The 14,482-nt window shown below is 39.0% G+C and carries 16 protein-coding genes; 6 read left to right on the forward strand and 10 right to left on the reverse strand.

The annotated features are described in order from the left end of the window. Positions 1-88: 88 nt before the first annotated feature. Both AC0VZ4_RS24110 and AC0VZ4_RS24115 read left to right on the forward strand, forming a co-directional pair. Complete coding sequence (locus AC0VZ4_RS24110; RefSeq protein WP_475439755.1) at positions 89-1,186, forward strand: ISAs1-like element ISPsesp1 family transposase; 1,098 nt, start codon at positions 89-91, stop codon at positions 1,184-1,186. A 96-nt stretch (positions 1,187-1,282) separates the two neighbouring features. Beyond that, a complete protein-coding gene (locus AC0VZ4_RS24115) occupies positions 1,283-2,602 on the forward strand; it encodes a DASH family cryptochrome (protein WP_475441856.1) in 1,320 nt (439 codons plus the stop codon). Between the two features lie 29 nt (positions 2,603-2,631). On the opposite strand, the gene AC0VZ4_RS24120 is transcribed toward AC0VZ4_RS24115, so the two are convergent. Next, positions 2,632-3,714: a YeiH family protein gene (locus tag AC0VZ4_RS24120; protein ID WP_475441857.1), complete on the reverse strand. Its 1,083-nt coding sequence runs from the start codon at positions 3,712-3,714 to the stop codon at positions 2,632-2,634. 121 nt (positions 3,715-3,835) lie between these two features. On the opposite strand from AC0VZ4_RS24120, the gene AC0VZ4_RS24125 reads away from it, so the two are divergent. Continuing rightward, complete coding sequence (locus tag AC0VZ4_RS24125; RefSeq protein WP_475441858.1) at positions 3,836-4,714, forward strand: LysR family transcriptional regulator; 879 nt, start codon at positions 3,836-3,838, stop codon at positions 4,712-4,714. 81 nt (positions 4,715-4,795) lie between these two features. On the opposite strand, the gene AC0VZ4_RS24130 is transcribed toward AC0VZ4_RS24125, so the two are convergent. The 6 genes from AC0VZ4_RS24130 to AC0VZ4_RS24155 all read right to left on the reverse strand — a co-directional run bounded on the left by AC0VZ4_RS24130 (position 4,796) and on the right by AC0VZ4_RS24155 (position 9,114). Then, positions 4,796-5,155, reverse strand: coding sequence for a GFA family protein (locus tag AC0VZ4_RS24130; RefSeq protein ID WP_337121128.1), 360 nt, complete (start codon positions 5,153-5,155; stop codon positions 4,796-4,798). A 394-nt stretch (positions 5,156-5,549) separates the two neighbouring features. Further along, entirely contained in the window at positions 5,550-6,008 is a 459-nt protein-coding gene (locus AC0VZ4_RS24135; protein WP_475441859.1) for a thioredoxin family protein, read from the reverse strand. Positions 6,009-6,090: 82 nt separating this feature from the next. Then, entirely contained in the window at positions 6,091-7,029 is a 939-nt protein-coding gene (locus tag AC0VZ4_RS24140) for a hypothetical protein (protein ID WP_475441860.1), read from the reverse strand. Further along, complete coding sequence (locus tag AC0VZ4_RS24145; protein ID WP_475441861.1) at positions 6,981-7,682, reverse strand: hypothetical protein; 702 nt, start codon at positions 7,680-7,682, stop codon at positions 6,981-6,983. Before AC0VZ4_RS24145 ends, AC0VZ4_RS24140 begins: the two co-directional genes overlap by 49 nt. A gap of 3 nt (positions 7,683-7,685) precedes the next feature. After that, on the reverse strand, positions 7,686-8,654 hold the full coding sequence (locus tag AC0VZ4_RS24150) for an IS30 family transposase (RefSeq protein WP_475441477.1): 969 nt from the start codon (positions 8,652-8,654) through the stop codon (positions 7,686-7,688). A 73-nt stretch (positions 8,655-8,727) separates the two neighbouring features. After that, positions 8,728-9,114, reverse strand: a complete 387-nt coding sequence (locus tag AC0VZ4_RS24155; protein WP_475441862.1) for a hypothetical protein — start codon at positions 9,112-9,114, stop codon at positions 8,728-8,730. A gap of 276 nt (positions 9,115-9,390) precedes the next feature. Here AC0VZ4_RS24155 and AC0VZ4_RS24160 point away from each other — a divergent pair, with 276 nt between their 5' ends. Next, on the forward strand, positions 9,391-9,747 hold the full coding sequence (locus AC0VZ4_RS24160) for a putative quinol monooxygenase (protein WP_475441863.1): 357 nt from the start codon (positions 9,391-9,393) through the stop codon (positions 9,745-9,747). 457 nt (positions 9,748-10,204) lie between these two features. Here AC0VZ4_RS24160 and AC0VZ4_RS24165 read toward each other — a convergent pair whose 3' ends face one another. Together AC0VZ4_RS24165 and AC0VZ4_RS24170 are read right to left on the reverse strand one after the other, a co-directional pair. Next, positions 10,205-10,402, reverse strand: coding sequence for a tautomerase family protein (locus AC0VZ4_RS24165; RefSeq protein WP_007377422.1), 198 nt, complete (start codon positions 10,400-10,402; stop codon positions 10,205-10,207). Positions 10,403-10,525: 123 nt separating this feature from the next. Next, the gene (locus AC0VZ4_RS24170) at positions 10,526-11,446 is read right to left on the reverse strand and encodes a LysR family transcriptional regulator (RefSeq protein WP_475441864.1); all 921 of its coding nucleotides are present in this window, start codon (positions 11,444-11,446) and stop codon (positions 10,526-10,528) included. A 561-nt stretch (positions 11,447-12,007) separates the two neighbouring features. Here AC0VZ4_RS24170 and AC0VZ4_RS24175 point away from each other — a divergent pair. Then, positions 12,008-12,493 (forward strand): hypothetical protein, encoded by a 486-nt coding sequence (locus tag AC0VZ4_RS24175; RefSeq protein ID WP_337121123.1) that lies wholly within the window; start codon positions 12,008-12,010, stop codon positions 12,491-12,493. 33 nt (positions 12,494-12,526) lie between these two features. Here the strand turns inward: AC0VZ4_RS24175 and AC0VZ4_RS24180 are convergent, their stop codons facing one another. Further along, entirely contained in the window at positions 12,527-13,732 is a 1,206-nt protein-coding gene (locus AC0VZ4_RS24180) for an anhydro-N-acetylmuramic acid kinase (protein WP_475441865.1), read from the reverse strand. A 149-nt stretch (positions 13,733-13,881) separates the two neighbouring features. On the opposite strand from AC0VZ4_RS24180, the gene AC0VZ4_RS24185 reads away from it, so the two are divergent. Continuing rightward, on the forward strand, positions 13,882-14,370 hold the full coding sequence (locus AC0VZ4_RS24185) for a GNAT family N-acetyltransferase (RefSeq protein ID WP_475442210.1): 489 nt from the start codon (positions 13,882-13,884) through the stop codon (positions 14,368-14,370). Positions 14,371-14,482 lie beyond the last annotated feature (112 nt).

Below are 14,482 nucleotides of genomic sequence, written 5' to 3' on the forward strand. Positions count from 1 at the left end.
ATACCTCAAAACTCAGGGCGGGATCACACTTTGTAAATAAACAAATTTTATGATCTAATACCATAAATTTCATCACCTTAAACTTATTATGTCACTCTTCTCACATTTAGAACTCGTCAAAGATAATCGTTCACATATAAATCAGCACCATAACTTAGTTGATGTGCTTTTTCTAATTATTACTGCCGTTACATCAGGGTGTGAAAACTGGCAAGACATTGAAGTCTATGGCGAAAGTAAGCTTAATTGGTTAAGAGGATTTCGTTCTTTCAAAAATGGCATACCCACTCGACATAGTATTGCTCGGATTTTTAGAACCGTTGATACTGACTCATTACTACTCGCGATGTATAGCTGGGTCAATCAAAACCGCGTTAAGTCAGCGCATCCTGTCATTGCCTTCGATGGCAAAACTATTCGCGGAGCAAGTAAACACATTGCTGATAAATTACACCTCGTCTCAGCATTTGATTGTGAGGCAGGTCTCACATTATTCCACCAAACAGTTGGCAGTAAGACGAATGAAATACCGGCAGTTCGGGATTTATTGAAAATACTCGATATCAATAACACCGTCATTACACTTGATGCTTTGCACTGCCAAAAAGAAACGCTAAAACAGCTAATTAGCAGACATGCAGATTATCTAGTGCAAGCAAAGGGTAATCAAAAGAAACTTTATAGCGCGATTCAAGATGCATTTACACACCAGTATGAATCTGAAAACTCAGAGATACTTAGTCATGTAACACAAGATGAAGGGCATGGGCGAAAAGAAGTACGCACGATAGATTGTCTTGATGCGCGTTTATTACCGAGTGAAATTAAAGAGAGCTGGCCATCAGTTAGAACAATCGTTGCGGTGCAGCGAGAGCGAACGAAGGGTAATAGAACGAGTATTGACACACATTACTACCTAACATCGTTGACAGACAATATATTGATAAGTAAAGCAATAAGACAACATTGGCTGATAGAAAATCAGCAACACTGGATACTGGATGTCGTATTTAAAGAAGATGCCTGTCAAATACATGAGCCATTAAGTGCGCAACATATGGCACTATTTAGACGCGTCGTTAGGAACATGATAAAGCAGCATACGAAAAGCAAGGGGTCAATAAGAAGTAAGTGTGTAAGAGCTTGTTATGATGATGCTTTTAGAGAAGAACTTCTTTTTGGTTAACATTTTTAACAAAATATGCTCGCGCCCTACCTCAAAACTAATCCCTACCCGCTTTTGCTTCGTAAAGTTAATGATTACAAAAACCTGAGCTAACCTATGAGCAAACGCATTTTATATTGGCTACAAAACGATTTACGTCTAACCGACAATGCTATTTTTAGTGACCTTGTGTCGCAGCAATGCGCACTAGATATTGTATTTGTTATAAACCCACACTGGTTTAAAAATAATAACTACCAACAAAAGCCATATGGCGTGCATAAACATCAGTTTTTAATGCAAAGCTTGTACGAACTACAACAAGCACTTATTGAGCGTGGGCAAACCCTGCATGTGCTTGAAGGCGAACCCGTATCGCTTTTAAAAGCGCGTATAAATGAGCAAAATATAGATGAAGTGGTATACAGCGAGCAATTTGGCCTGTACGAGCAACGCCAAATAAACTTACTCAAAGCACATTGCCCAAATACACAATTTACAGGAACGCAGCAAGACACACTCTATAAACAAAGTGACCTACCGTTTGATGTAAACGAGCTGCCTAAAAGCTTTACCCCATTTAGAAAAAAAGTAGAGGCGATAAACATACCTATAACAATCTCAGCTCTACCTAAGGGTTTACTCCCGCAGCCTATGACATTATGTGCTGCAAACCCAATTGAGCTTAGTAAGCTTACTAATTATAACAACGCAGTAATGCATGGCGGGTTTAAAAGTGCGCAAACACACTTAGAGCAATACTTTTCAGGCTTGCTGCCAAGTACTTATAAAATAACTCGAAACGAGCTTGATGGCTTTAATAACACCACAAAATTTAGTACCTGGCTTGCTTTTGGGTGTGTAAGTGCGCGGCAAGTTTATAAAGCAGTTGAGACGTACGAACATAACCAAATAACAAACGAGTCTACCTACTGGATTAAATTTGAATTGCTATGGCGAGAGTATTTTAAATGGCATGCACTTAAGGCCGGTAAAAGCCTGTTTAATTTTAAAGGCCAAAAGCAAACAAAACCCCTTACTACATTTATGCCAAACCGATTTGCTGCGTGGTGTAATGGCTCAACACCCTACCCATTAGTCAATGCCATTATGAATGAGCTTAATGCTACGGGTTATATATCAAATAGAGCAAGGCAAATTGCAGCAAGCTGCTTAGTAAACGAGCTTGGCCTTGATTGGCGATACGGCGCAGCTTATTTTGAACAGCAACTGATTGATTACGATGTAGCCGCTAATTGGGGTAATTGGCAATATATAGCAGGTGTAGGCGTAGATCCGCGTGGTGGTAGGCACTTTAATATACAAAAACAAACGTTACAGTTTGACCCGCACACTGTTTACACTAATAAATGGCAAGGCAATAAAAATACCAGCAGGCAGCTGGATACCTTAAACGAAGTTGATTGGCCAATTTAAGCCGCCAATCAACTTTTACCAAGTAACGTTTAAAACAGTTCAGCAATGCCTATATTAATAGCGTAACCACCCAATGTTAAAAATAAAAACAAGCACAGCGCCAGCAACAGCGGTTTAATACCCGCTTGACGAATTGCCCCTACATGTGTGCGTAAGCCTAAAGCCACCATTGTAATGGTGAGTAATATATTATCAAACCAAACAACTGCGCTTGTAGCGACTTGAGGAATAACTGATAGCGAATGTACACCACTTGCCACAATAAATAGCACCGCAAACCAAGGGATTGTAATACCCGCTTTTTGCTCGCCGCCATGCACGTTATTGTTTGTTTTAGCATGCTTTTTACTTTGCCAAAACGATAAGCCCACTAAAAATGGCGCAAGCATCATCACCCTTAGCATTTTTTCTATAACGGCGGTATCTGCAGCATTGGCGCTTACAGCTGTGCCCGCTGCAACCACTTGCGCTACTTCATGAATAGTTGAGCCTACAAAAATACCGTAAGCGTGCTCGCTCAATCCCATGTAATCAAACATGATTGGGTAGGCAAACATGCTTAACGTGCCAAACACCACCACCGTTGCCACCGCTACCGATACTTTATGCGCCTGCGCTTTTATAACCGGCTCAGTTGCCATAACCGCTGCGGCACCACAAATAGAACTACCCGCGCCAATTAATATGGTTGTTTGTTCATCAAGCTTAAATACGCGCTTACCTAGCTGCACTGCCAAAATAAATGTGCCTAACAGCATTACAACATCGGTTAATAAGCCTTCCCAGCCCACGCCCGCTACTTGCGCAAAAGTAATTCTAAACCCAAACAACACAACCCCCGCTTTAAGCAATATACTTTTAGCGTAATCAACACCTATATCGGTTTGCGTAGCAATGCGCGAAAACACACTGTTACCCACAATAATGCCAAGCACAATACCAATCGTTAAAGAGCTAAATTGCGCACTTTGCATTACAGGCAATTTGCTCAATGCAACAGATGCCCCCGCCAAAACAACCACCAGCAGCATACCTAACCACCAGCGCGTATCGCCATATTGCTTAGTATTAATACTAAAAAGCTGTGGCATATCTTTAATTGCACTAAGCATAGTCATCCCTTAATAAAGTTATCGTAATTAATTGACTTCATTTTAAGAAAGCTCAAAATATAACTCCAATACATTAAAATCATGATTCGATAACTTAAGGTTATGTGATTTGAGAGGCACAATGAACTTGCATGCACTTCGGGTGTTTTATACGGTAGCAAAGCTTGGTAGTTTTTCAGGCGCAGCTGAAGCGCTTTTTATAAGCCAGCCGGCTGTATCTAAAGCGCTAAAAGAGCTTGAGCACCAATTAAATATTCAACTTATAGAGCGTGCATCTAAAGGCAAAAAACTTACCTTAAGCGACGGCGGCCAAGCCTTGTATGATCATGCACGTAGCATTTTTGCCATTGAAAAAGCCGCCATTGAAGATATTAAATCACGCACAGGGCTTAAGCGTGGCATGCTCGTTATAGGCACTAGTACAACCATTGCCAGCTATTGGCTGCCGCCCTATTTAGCTAAATTTTGCTCGCAGTACCCAGATATAAAAGTAGAAGTACAAGTGGCTAATACAGCGCAAATTGAGCACGCCATACTTGAATGCACTATCGATTTAGCACTGGTTGAAGGCACACCTACCGAGCCGCATATAATAAGTAAGCACTGGCAAAACGATTTAATGAGTGTTGTTATACCGAGTAACTTTAAGCCCGCTAAAAACTTAAAAGCATGGTTAAACAATCAATTTTGGCTACTGCGCGAGCCGGGCTCGGGCACTTTAGAAATGTCGGTAAAGTTATTAGCCCAACATGGCGTAATAGCAGAGCGTAGTATGCAATTGGGCAGCAACGAAGCCATAGCAAGGGCCGTCGCTCAAGGTATGGGGGTCGCTTTATTGCCAAATGTAGTTACTGAGGATTTAGTGCAGCTAGGTAAATTAACACGCCTGAGCCAAAAAAATAACGAGCAACTCTCTCGGCCGCTTTATCAACTGCATTATAAAGACAGACCGTCTTCACATGCTGCGCAAGCGTTCGAAAAAAGCCTGTTTAGTGAATAATGTTTATATCAATAAGTGTATACGCGATTTGTAAGTCGCGTATATGCGATTATTGGTAAGCTTAGCCTCTTGTTGAGTGCTTTATTGCTCGACATATTTAAATGTATTCGCACCATCAAAATATCTGATATTTACTGCTTTAATAATATCTGAGTTTACCATTCTGGCATTTATTGCAACTCTATTTGTACCATTATCTCGTTTTTGAGTGTAATGAGTGGTGCAACCACAAAACGAGCACGAGTGATACGAACGTAGTTTATTACCCCATAGATATACAGCATTATTTGATTCTTGTTTTATTACTACTTGATTCGCTGTGTAATATACCCACAAAGCTGCAATACGATAACATATGGAACAATTACAACTGGTTACTGATTTCGGTAATTTTTTTGTGGTTATTGCTATATTTCCACAATGGCAAGTTGCTTCGATCATGTAACCTCCTTGGACAGTTAACACTTTAGTATTTACACAACACGCAGTTTATGTTGCATCATCGCTTATTGAACTAACAAAACTAGACCGCCACTAAGCAGGTTTAACTGGAGATCATCCTAATATTGTTCAGCCTCTATCTAGGGTCTTATATGGACTCCCCGTAAATGTCAAAAAGAAAAAGTTAAAATAAATTTAGATGCTAGCTTATATACGGGCTCAAATTATTTAAACAGGACAGCCACTCTAATTGAAAAGACAAAAAATCTCCTAGATTCTAATTGGAAGTGCACCACCCACACATTAATGTATTAATAAACTATTTATTGCAGCTCACCATCTAACTTATAAACAGATTAGCTAAACCGACAAGCTCTAATATAAATAGCTCTATTTATAAGTCCTGCGTTAAATCTTGCGCTAATGTTCCCGTTGGCTTTTCAATTACGCGAACTAACTCTTTTCCATTTTGTTTAACAATAAACGTAGGTGTGTATTGTAAGTCGTGAGCCTGTGCAATGCCTGCATCATCGCGTTTGTTGTAGCCTACGGCCACGTAGTCAATACTGGCAAGGGTAACTTTAGATTCATCTAGCAACTTAATAAGCTTTGGCACTTCGCGCTCACTGTCGTGGCACCACGTGCCGAACAATACAATAAGCTCTTTACCTGCTAATTTTTGCATTAGCGCTATATCTTGCGCCGTTGGCGTAAACACTTTGTATTGTTCGTTAAATTTATCGTAGTCGCTTAGCAGTGCTTGCGTACTTATCTCGCCCGAAAATGGCGCCGTAGCAGCGCAGCTTACAAGCGGCATGCTTAAAGCGCACAGTAAAATTAATTGTTTAAACATAAGGTTACTCTTAATTAAGTATTAAATGAGGCATTTAACGACTATACCCAATATTGAGTGTGGAGTGAACAACTCAAAACCGTTACTTTTTATCCATAAAAAAGTTAACTTGCGATAAGTTAGTTAAATATTCTCGCCTTACGTTTTTATTCTCAGCTAGCTTATCTAAGTCACCAATTAGGGTAACTAGTTTATTATGGGAATGGCTGCTTGTTTTTTTAAACTCGTCTTGCTTTTCGTCACTCTCAACACGCTCTTTTTTATTCATGTTGTAGCTGTTTTCGTTCTCTTCAAGCCAAATATCATCAATTAAGCGAATGTTGCTTTTACTAACGGTTTGTTCTTGCATCGCCATTTGCAGCTCGTATTGATTTGTTTGTGGACTAAACTCAAACATTTTTGTATCAACATCAACTTTGTGAGACTGATCGAGCCCCACAAGTTCTTTATTTTTAACCGCAGTTCCTACGTTATAACTCTCTTCTTTATCGTAATAATCAGGGCGACTATATTGATAATCAAAGTGGCTACTTACATTTTTACTTTGCGTTACACCGCTAAGATCCCCTAATTGGGCTTGTTCAGTCGCTTGGCTTAGCTCAATTGTACTTTTAGGCTGATAGTCGCCGTTATCAAGCGCATAAGAAAACGTAGTATCAAAATCAGCGAGCTTAGAAATCCCCCCACCCAATGTATTGGGGGCTTTATCGCCTAGCCCTTGGTAACGGGGATCGTTTGTAATCATGTTATCAACCAAATCAGCAACCATGGCGCGCCCGCCATTAAAGTGCTGATCTGCAAGTGACTCCAAATTGCTATAACGCTCAGCAGCTGATGACATACTTGTAAATGCGCCTTTAAACAATGCAAAACCTTGCTGCATTGCCTCATCGCCACTTTTACCAAATGCCGATGTTTTATCATCTTCAGTACTGTTTACTCGGCTATCTTCTAGGCTTTGATCGAGCGACGCTAAATACTGCTGCATTTGTTGTGTGTCTTTGCCGCCAATGGTAGACATATCGAGTGCAAAATCAATGTCGTTTTTCCCACTGCTTGCTGGTTTGATGCTTCATCAATGGAGTAACTCAAATCAAGCGTGTTCTCTCCTGTATCAAGCACATCATTTTGCGTTGTTGAAAACGATACATTAAAACCGGCTAACTGCTCACTATTAAAGCCCGCTAAAAAGTCTAAGCTCATATCAGCTTGGCTTGACACTATAATAGGGTTGAATGAATTTTCACTCACTTTAAAAAACTCATCGGCCATTTCGCCAACACCACCGAGTACCTGCGAGAGTGCCTTGTGCTCAGCCTCAGATAAATTGCCATTAACTTCGTAACTTAAACTAAAGTCATCAACGGCTTCACCTGTTTCTTCGTCATAACCTTGCGATGAGTTAAAGGTAATGTTTATAACATCACCTTCTTTAGTTTTTACCGAAAGCTCAAACAGGTAGTTATCGTCATCCTGGTATTTTGCGCGATTGAGGCTTTCCATGTATGGATTAAGTGAGCGCTCTACACGCTGCTGGCTTGAGGCTAAAAAGGTTTTTTGTTCATGCCCAAGCTGACCTAAACTCGATAAAATATCGCTGGTATTAGCATAAGCACCCTGAATATTTTTAACCGACGTATTTAATCGCTCCTTGAATTCAAGTATTAAGTGCAATCATTATGCAGCCACCAGAACTTCTGATTGCCCCGTAAATAACTCATGAGGGGTTTTATACCCTCTTGTTTTTCTTGGCCGATGGTTGAGCTTATCAACTGCCGCCTGTATTTCTGCTTCACTTAGCGACATAAAGTCAGTTCCCTTGGGGAAGAAGCGTCTAAGTAAGCCGTTGGTATTCTCATTTATGCCCCGCTCCCATGATGAATATGGGTGAGCGAAATACACATCCGCTTCTAATTTTTGTGCAATATGCTCATGGTGAGCAAACTCTTTTCCATTATCTAAAGTCACGGTAATAACCTTACCTTTATAGGGTGTCATACACTTGATCAGCGCATCGGCTGTTATTTTCGCATGCTTGCTTTCAATTCTGTGAACGACTGTATATAACGTTTTACGTTCAACCATTGTAACAAGGGCATTTTTACGCCCTTTGCCTATCACTGTATCGCCCTCCCAATCACCAATCCTAGACTTTGAATCCACAATACTTGGGCGTTCATCAATACTGACTCGATTAACTATCTGTCCACGTTTATCGTAGCTTCCATAGCGTTTTTTATACTTTTTACATGCACGAGTGAGTGTCTTATGTAGTTCACCACCACGAGCCTTGTCTCTGTAAATATATTGATAAATCGTTTCATGATGCAAAACGACCTTTTTCTCTAAAGCTAAGCGGCCTGCCACCTGCTCTGGCGAAAGTCCGTCAACCAACAATTTATTAATCCAGTCAGTAACATCATCTGTTAACTTACTTGCTTTGAAAGATGACTTGCGTCTTTGCTCTGCAAAATTATTGGCTTGGTTAGGTCGATAGCCTTTAAGCCCTTTATTGCGTTTTAACTCTCTAGAGATAGATGACGGTGAACGAGTGAGTTCATCAGCTATCTGTTTTTGGTTATTTCCTGCTTTTATTAACGCGTAAATCTGGTATCTTTCTGCTTGTGTCAGCTGTTTATATTTCATTAAAGCAATTTCCTTTGGCGAGAGAATGGCCGAATTATAACAGCTGGCCATCTAATCTGAGAAATTGCACTTATTATCCGAATTTAGGCTCAATTAATTGGGTGCTGTTTTCGTTTTTTAATAATCCCTCATGCTGAGAGCTTATTACAGTTCGCAGGGCGAGTTCTTCATCGGAGAGTTTATAGTTAAACGCGCTCGGCGTGCTTGAAATTGTAACTAACGAGGTAAGCTGCTGCGCTAAAACGTCCTCTACTTTTTGATTACTAGCTATCGATTCACTGTTTAGCTGGCTTAGTAGCTCATCGGATATTTTTGGCGCGTTAGTTTGCAAATCATTAATAGCTTGAAGATCGCCGCTGGTGTGTAGCGTAGGAGTCACAGAGGTTTGGTTAGTGTTATTAACTGATTGGGCAAGCAAAGTGTTTAAATTAGCCAAACTGCCAAATGCATTATTAATCATGAATATCCCTAATCGCTAAAATCTATTAAGTAATTTATCGGTCGTTTGGTTAAAAGCTTTAGGTTATTTGAACGTTTAAATTTGAGCTCAACAATGAGCAGATTAAATCACAAGATCATATTTTATAATTGTTGATTAAAATTCCACTCTGAGTCGAAAATGAGCCTATTTATCCACTTTAAGACTGCATTTATAATGATTTTTAAATAGTTGTACTTGAAAATAACTATTTTCTTCCTTCAGGCTGTATAAAATTTAACTCTATGGAAAGTATTTATGAAAAATGAAATAACGTGCAATTTTTTTCTTGATGTGAAAGAAGGTAAATTAATAGAGTTCAAAGAACTCATTTATAAAATTGTGGATGTTGTAAAAAAGGAGCCTGGCACTTTAACGTACACATATAATATCAGTGAAGATGGGAAAAAAATTCACATCGTTGAGAGATATAAAAATATAGCGTCAATCATCAGTCATATTGATGAAAGTTTTGCGCCATTCGCGAAAGCTTTTTTATCCTTGGTTGATATTTATGCATTAAATGTTTACGGTGTTCCAGATAACAATTTACGTAAGAGACTGGACGTATTTGGCGCTAAATACCATGTATTAGTGGATGGGTTTTCTCGATAATAATACAAGAAAAGCACTAATATAAAATTATACACTTGTGAATATTACTCTTTTTATAAATAACCAGCTTATATATGAGGGCTATTTATCGACAAGAGAATTGCGCTAAAACTAGCAAAAACACGTATACATAATTGTTCTAAATAAAAATATTTAACCTGCCCCCTGGTTAAGAGATTTACTAACGTATTCAATCATGGTGATATTTAAATTAATTTTCTCTAGCCAGAGGTTTTCAGTGAAACAAGGCGAATTTACGCGTCAATGGCTGGCCTATTGCAAGTAAATTCAACGCCGTTAGCGTTTAAACTAGCTGCTTTTAATTTGCGACTCTATTAAAACAATTTCTGTGTATCTTCAGCATAAGCAATAATGAAAGGTATTTGTAAAAAAAGTATAGAAGAGAGCCATTGATTATAGTTCTAACTCCATCAATGGCTTATTTATATCTGTATACCTATGATGATTTTTTTAGCGTTTCAGCAAAAATTTCTCCTGAAATAGCCCAATCTTCTGTTTTTACATCATTAAAAATAACGTAAACATATTGCGGATCAACATCAGCGTGTTTAGCTATTGATGCTGTCACTTCTTTTGCTATCGCTTGTTTAGCATGATCACGACCTTCAAACATTTGAATATTAACTACTGGCATTAGGTATCTCCTTTAATTAGATAGGTGTTAACTCGTCAACGATATGACGAAAACAGCATAACAAAGACGCATAAGTAGATAAATACGTAAAAAGGAGACTCTAAGTAGCATTAATTTCTACAATTAATTAAAATTACCTTCATCTGATAAGCGTACAAATTCGTCAATAATAAACCTGACACTGGGCAGGAGATGTTTTGTTTTTGGCCAAATAATATGTAACTCAGTTGAAGCAGGATTTAACTCTGGCAAAATTGGTACTAGCTTACCTTCATCTAGCCAAAGCTGAAGCAAAGACTTAGGGAACTGAATGATTCCCGCGCCAGCAATACAAGCATCGACCATAGCATCACCATCACTAATTTGATGAAAGGGCTTAGGATGAAAGCGCATATCATCACCATCGGTATTTTTAATTAACCAATGTAGTGAACTACCGCATCGCCAAGCCACTATGCACTGATGGCTTGTTAACTCAGCAAGACTCGTTGGGGTACCTAAACGTGCTAAATAAGCAGGAGAAGCGGTTAAAATCAAATGTTGAGAAGTCAGTTTTCTAGCAACTAAATCACCACTATCTTTAATGGCACCAAATCGAATAGCTAAATCAAAGCCAGCATCGAGAGGATCAATAATTTTATCATTAAAAGTTACTGTTAGTTTTAATTGTGCATGTTGCTCAGCAAGCTTCAATAAAACAGGTAACACAAAAGAGCGACCAAACGCAGCTGGCACATCGATTCGTACTCGACCTGAAGGTTGGGATAATTTTGATTGTAACGCTAACTCTGCTGACTGAAGGGTATCTAATGCCAATTGACAGCTTGCTAAATACGCCTCTCCTTCAGTAGTTAAACTCAGTTTCCTAGTTGTGCGATGAAAAAGCTTGGTGTTTAAATGATTTTCTAATTTAGCAATGCTTTTACCTAATGCTGATTTGGAAATACCTAACTCTTCAGCTGCTGCGGTAAAGCTTTCATTTTTGGCCGCTGCGGTAAAATAGACAATGCCTCGAAAGGAATCAGATAACACTGTTGACGACATACAATAACACCTATTTATATGGTTAAAAATAAAACACTTCTTTCTAAATAATTACCTTATATTTGGCCTTAGATCATTACGACCTCGCATGGTCACTCAACATCAAAAATCGACCGTCAAGGCTACTAAAATGTTTTGATGTAGTTACTTGGAATCATAGCCAATACTTCTCAAAAGCTCTAATTAGATGTAAGTTATCAGAGTATTCTAATTTCGAAACTATATCCAAATATTCTACTTTGTAAAAAACAGACTGTGTATCTAACTGAACTCTAGTTAAGAGGTTTACTAACACATTGAGACATGATTATATTTAAATTTATTTCTCTCTCACCAGAGACTTCCAGTGAAAACAAGGCGAATCTACACGTCAAATATTAACTTCATACCTTATAATTTCTGATTGAGAAATGATTTCAAAATCGAGTAAAAAAGGACCGATCCTTTTTGATCAAACCACTCAATAATTGTACTAATCAATGCAATTAGTCATAATTCTGTAACTTTGATCCGCGATAATCTTTATCCGACAAATGAATACACTCTAGAAGATTAAGTAAGATGAGTACACCTTTAGTGCAACTAACATTTGCACTGCAATCATTTGAAGATCCGATGTCTGCGGCTATGAGCCACACCATGGAATACGAAAAATTATCGCTTACAGCCAATGCTGCGCATAATATTACACTGCAATGTGTATTGCCTGATGCAGTCAATGAGGGCGATATAATTTCGCTTAGCGCAACACATCCAAGTGCGCGTGGTGCACAGTACTTTAGTGAGCACACACTCACTAATGCAGATCTTGAACGTGATTACGTAAACCTTACTTTGAGCCAAATTACACAAAGCCAATACTTTGTAATGCAAATGATGCTGCACGGTAAACACGCAACTTTAAAAAACAGCCTACAATTCGATATGCATATTAACGCATTTGAACAAGGTTACTGCGCACCCTTTGTTAATGTAGAACGGACTAAACCACAAGGTATTCGTAGCTATTTTGCGAGTATGGGATCTACGTTTTTATCGCTGTTTTAGTGCTGGCTGCACTCTTTGCAGATTTATAAGTTATTAGTCTGCAAAACTTACTTTACCCATAGTGACTCCCGCGATACCTTGTGCAGTATTACTTAGGTGTTGCTGCTCTCCTGCTAGGCATTCGTTTGCTAAAATAGCAAATAACACGGCCTCTTTTGCGTCGGGATTTATACCTAAATCGTCAGTATTTTTAAAAGCCTTAATACGTGGACAAAGCGCTGTAAGTTGCGCCATTAGTAACGGATTATGAATACCGCCACCACTTGCATACACCACACAATTTTGTGCGCGCTCTGCACACTCGTTTAATGCATTTGCTATAACGGTTGCAGTAAAGGTATTTAAGGTGGCCATTATATCTTCATGGCTTAAATGGTGAGTATTTGTAAGTTGCTGTGCGGCATTTAAATACGCTAAGTTAAATACCTCAGGCCCTGTGGTTTTAGGCATTGGGAGTTTAAAAAATGCGTTATTACATAATGCATTCAATAATGGCGTATTTACCTTGCCTGCTTTTGCTATTTTTGCGCCATCGTCATAATGTAGTCCTATAAAATGCTGCTGTACGTAGGCATCCATAATGGTATTACCGGGGCCAATATCGGAGCTAAACACACCGTTTGCATCACCATTTTTGGGTAAAAACGTTAAGTTAGCTATGCCGCCCATATTTAGCAAAACCCGACTTTCAATAGCGCTCGAAAAATATAAATAATCGCCATACACAGCCAGTGGTGCGCCCTCGCCTCCTGCGGCTATGTGTTTTTGCCTAAAATCCCCAATGGTTGTAATACCCGTAGTAACGGCTATTTGGTCGCTATCGCCAATTTGTAAGGTGCCGTTATTAAAGCTTTTGTGATTATGTTGCGACTGCGGACAGTGGTAAATGGTTTGCCCGTGGCTCGCTATTACATCAATATTTGCTGGGTTTATTTGCCAAGTATGTAAGCACTGGTTAACCATATCGCCATGGAGTTTACCTACCCACGGGTGCAATAAAGTAACAAGCTCTAAATCGCATTCTCGCTTAGCAAATACCTGCTTTATTTTAGTTTTATAATTGTCGTTGTAGTCAACGGTGGTAAAATTTAAAACCTCAATGTGTGTATTTAAGCCTGCGCCCGTTACTTTACACAGTGCAACATCAAGCCCGTCCAACGAGGTTCCGCTCATTAAACCAATAATTAAACGGCTTGGTTTTTGGGCGCTGTTATAAAGCGCTTTAATGTGAGGGTGCATAATGGCATCTAAAATAGGTGTAATATTTTGCTTATATTAGAGGACTTTAAAACAAAGTAATAGCCGTAAACCGTTTAATTTAGGTTCTGATTGTTTAACTCTTAAATGATTGCTAAGTTAGCGTGCATACTAAAAATTTATGGAAAAATATGATCACCCTCAGAGAGTTTAAAGCCCAAGACGCGCCTTTTATTATTAACACCTTAAATGATGAACAGGTAACGCGTTATTTATCGTCAAAAATTCCGTTTCCGTATACTCAAGCCGATGCTGATTGGTGGATAAACCAAGGCTCAAAAAACGGTATTATTAAGGCCATTGTTGTAAATGGGGAATTTGCGGGCTGTATTGGCATAACTCCCGGCGAATTTGAATACAGCCACAGTGGCGAAATTGGTTATTGGCTAAATAAAACCTATTGGGGGCAAGGCATTATTACTCGCGCTATTGAACTTATCTGCGAAGAAGCGTTTGCGCAATCTAACCTAAATAGAATTTTTGGCGCTGTGTTTGCTGGTAATACTGGCTCTATGAAGGCACTTACTAAGAGCGGCTTTGAGCAAGAGGCTGTGCTTAAACAGGCCATTTATAAAAACGGGGTGTTTTACAACAATCATATATTTAGTAAGCTAAAATAAACCATTTAGAATAAATACTCTGCAAAACTTGAATTACCAGTACCTCGCCCAAAGCTCATCTATTGAGGTAAAAATATATATTTACACTGCTTAGCACGCATTATTGTTTAGG

The sequence above is a fragment of the Pseudoalteromonas sp. QJM3NY_22 genome, from assembly GCF_056173065.1.

Excerpts from the sequence above, each read along its gene's own strand:
- AC0VZ4_RS24140 (WP_475441860.1), bottom strand. The coding sequence starts at position 7,029 with ATGTCTACCATTGGCGGCAAAGACACACAACAAATGCAGCAGTATTTA.
- AC0VZ4_RS24120 (WP_475441857.1), bottom strand. The coding sequence starts at position 3,714 with ATGCTTAGTGCAATTAAAGATATGCCACAGCTTTTTAGTATTAATACT.
- AC0VZ4_RS24135 (WP_475441859.1), bottom strand. The coding sequence starts at position 6,008 with ATGTTTAAACAATTAATTTTACTGTGCGCTTTAAGCATGCCGCTTGTA.
- AC0VZ4_RS24150 (WP_475441477.1), bottom strand. The coding sequence starts at position 8,654 with ATGAAATATAAACAGCTGACACAAGCAGAAAGATACCAGATTTACGCG.
- AC0VZ4_RS24180 (WP_475441865.1), bottom strand. The coding sequence starts at position 13,732 with ATGCACCCTCACATTAAAGCGCTTTATAACAGCGCCCAAAAACCAAGC.
- AC0VZ4_RS24115 (WP_475441856.1), top strand. The coding sequence starts at position 1,283 with ATGAGCAAACGCATTTTATATTGGCTACAAAACGATTTACGTCTAACC.
- AC0VZ4_RS24170 (WP_475441864.1), bottom strand. The coding sequence starts at position 11,446 with ATGTCGTCAACAGTGTTATCTGATTCCTTTCGAGGCATTGTCTATTTT.
- AC0VZ4_RS24185 (WP_475442210.1), top strand. The coding sequence starts at position 13,882 with ATGATCACCCTCAGAGAGTTTAAAGCCCAAGACGCGCCTTTTATTATT.
- AC0VZ4_RS24175 (WP_337121123.1), top strand. The coding sequence starts at position 12,008 with ATGAGTACACCTTTAGTGCAACTAACATTTGCACTGCAATCATTTGAA.
- AC0VZ4_RS24165 (WP_007377422.1), bottom strand. The coding sequence starts at position 10,402 with ATGCCAGTAGTTAATATTCAAATGTTTGAAGGTCGTGATCATGCTAAA.
- AC0VZ4_RS24160 (WP_475441863.1), top strand. The coding sequence starts at position 9,391 with ATGAAAAATGAAATAACGTGCAATTTTTTTCTTGATGTGAAAGAAGGT.
- AC0VZ4_RS24110 (WP_475439755.1), top strand. The coding sequence starts at position 89 with ATGTCACTCTTCTCACATTTAGAACTCGTCAAAGATAATCGTTCACAT.
- AC0VZ4_RS24155 (WP_475441862.1), bottom strand. The coding sequence starts at position 9,114 with ATGATTAATAATGCATTTGGCAGTTTGGCTAATTTAAACACTTTGCTT.
- AC0VZ4_RS24130 (WP_337121128.1), bottom strand. The coding sequence starts at position 5,155 with ATGATCGAAGCAACTTGCCATTGTGGAAATATAGCAATAACCACAAAA.
- AC0VZ4_RS24125 (WP_475441858.1), top strand. The coding sequence starts at position 3,836 with ATGAACTTGCATGCACTTCGGGTGTTTTATACGGTAGCAAAGCTTGGT.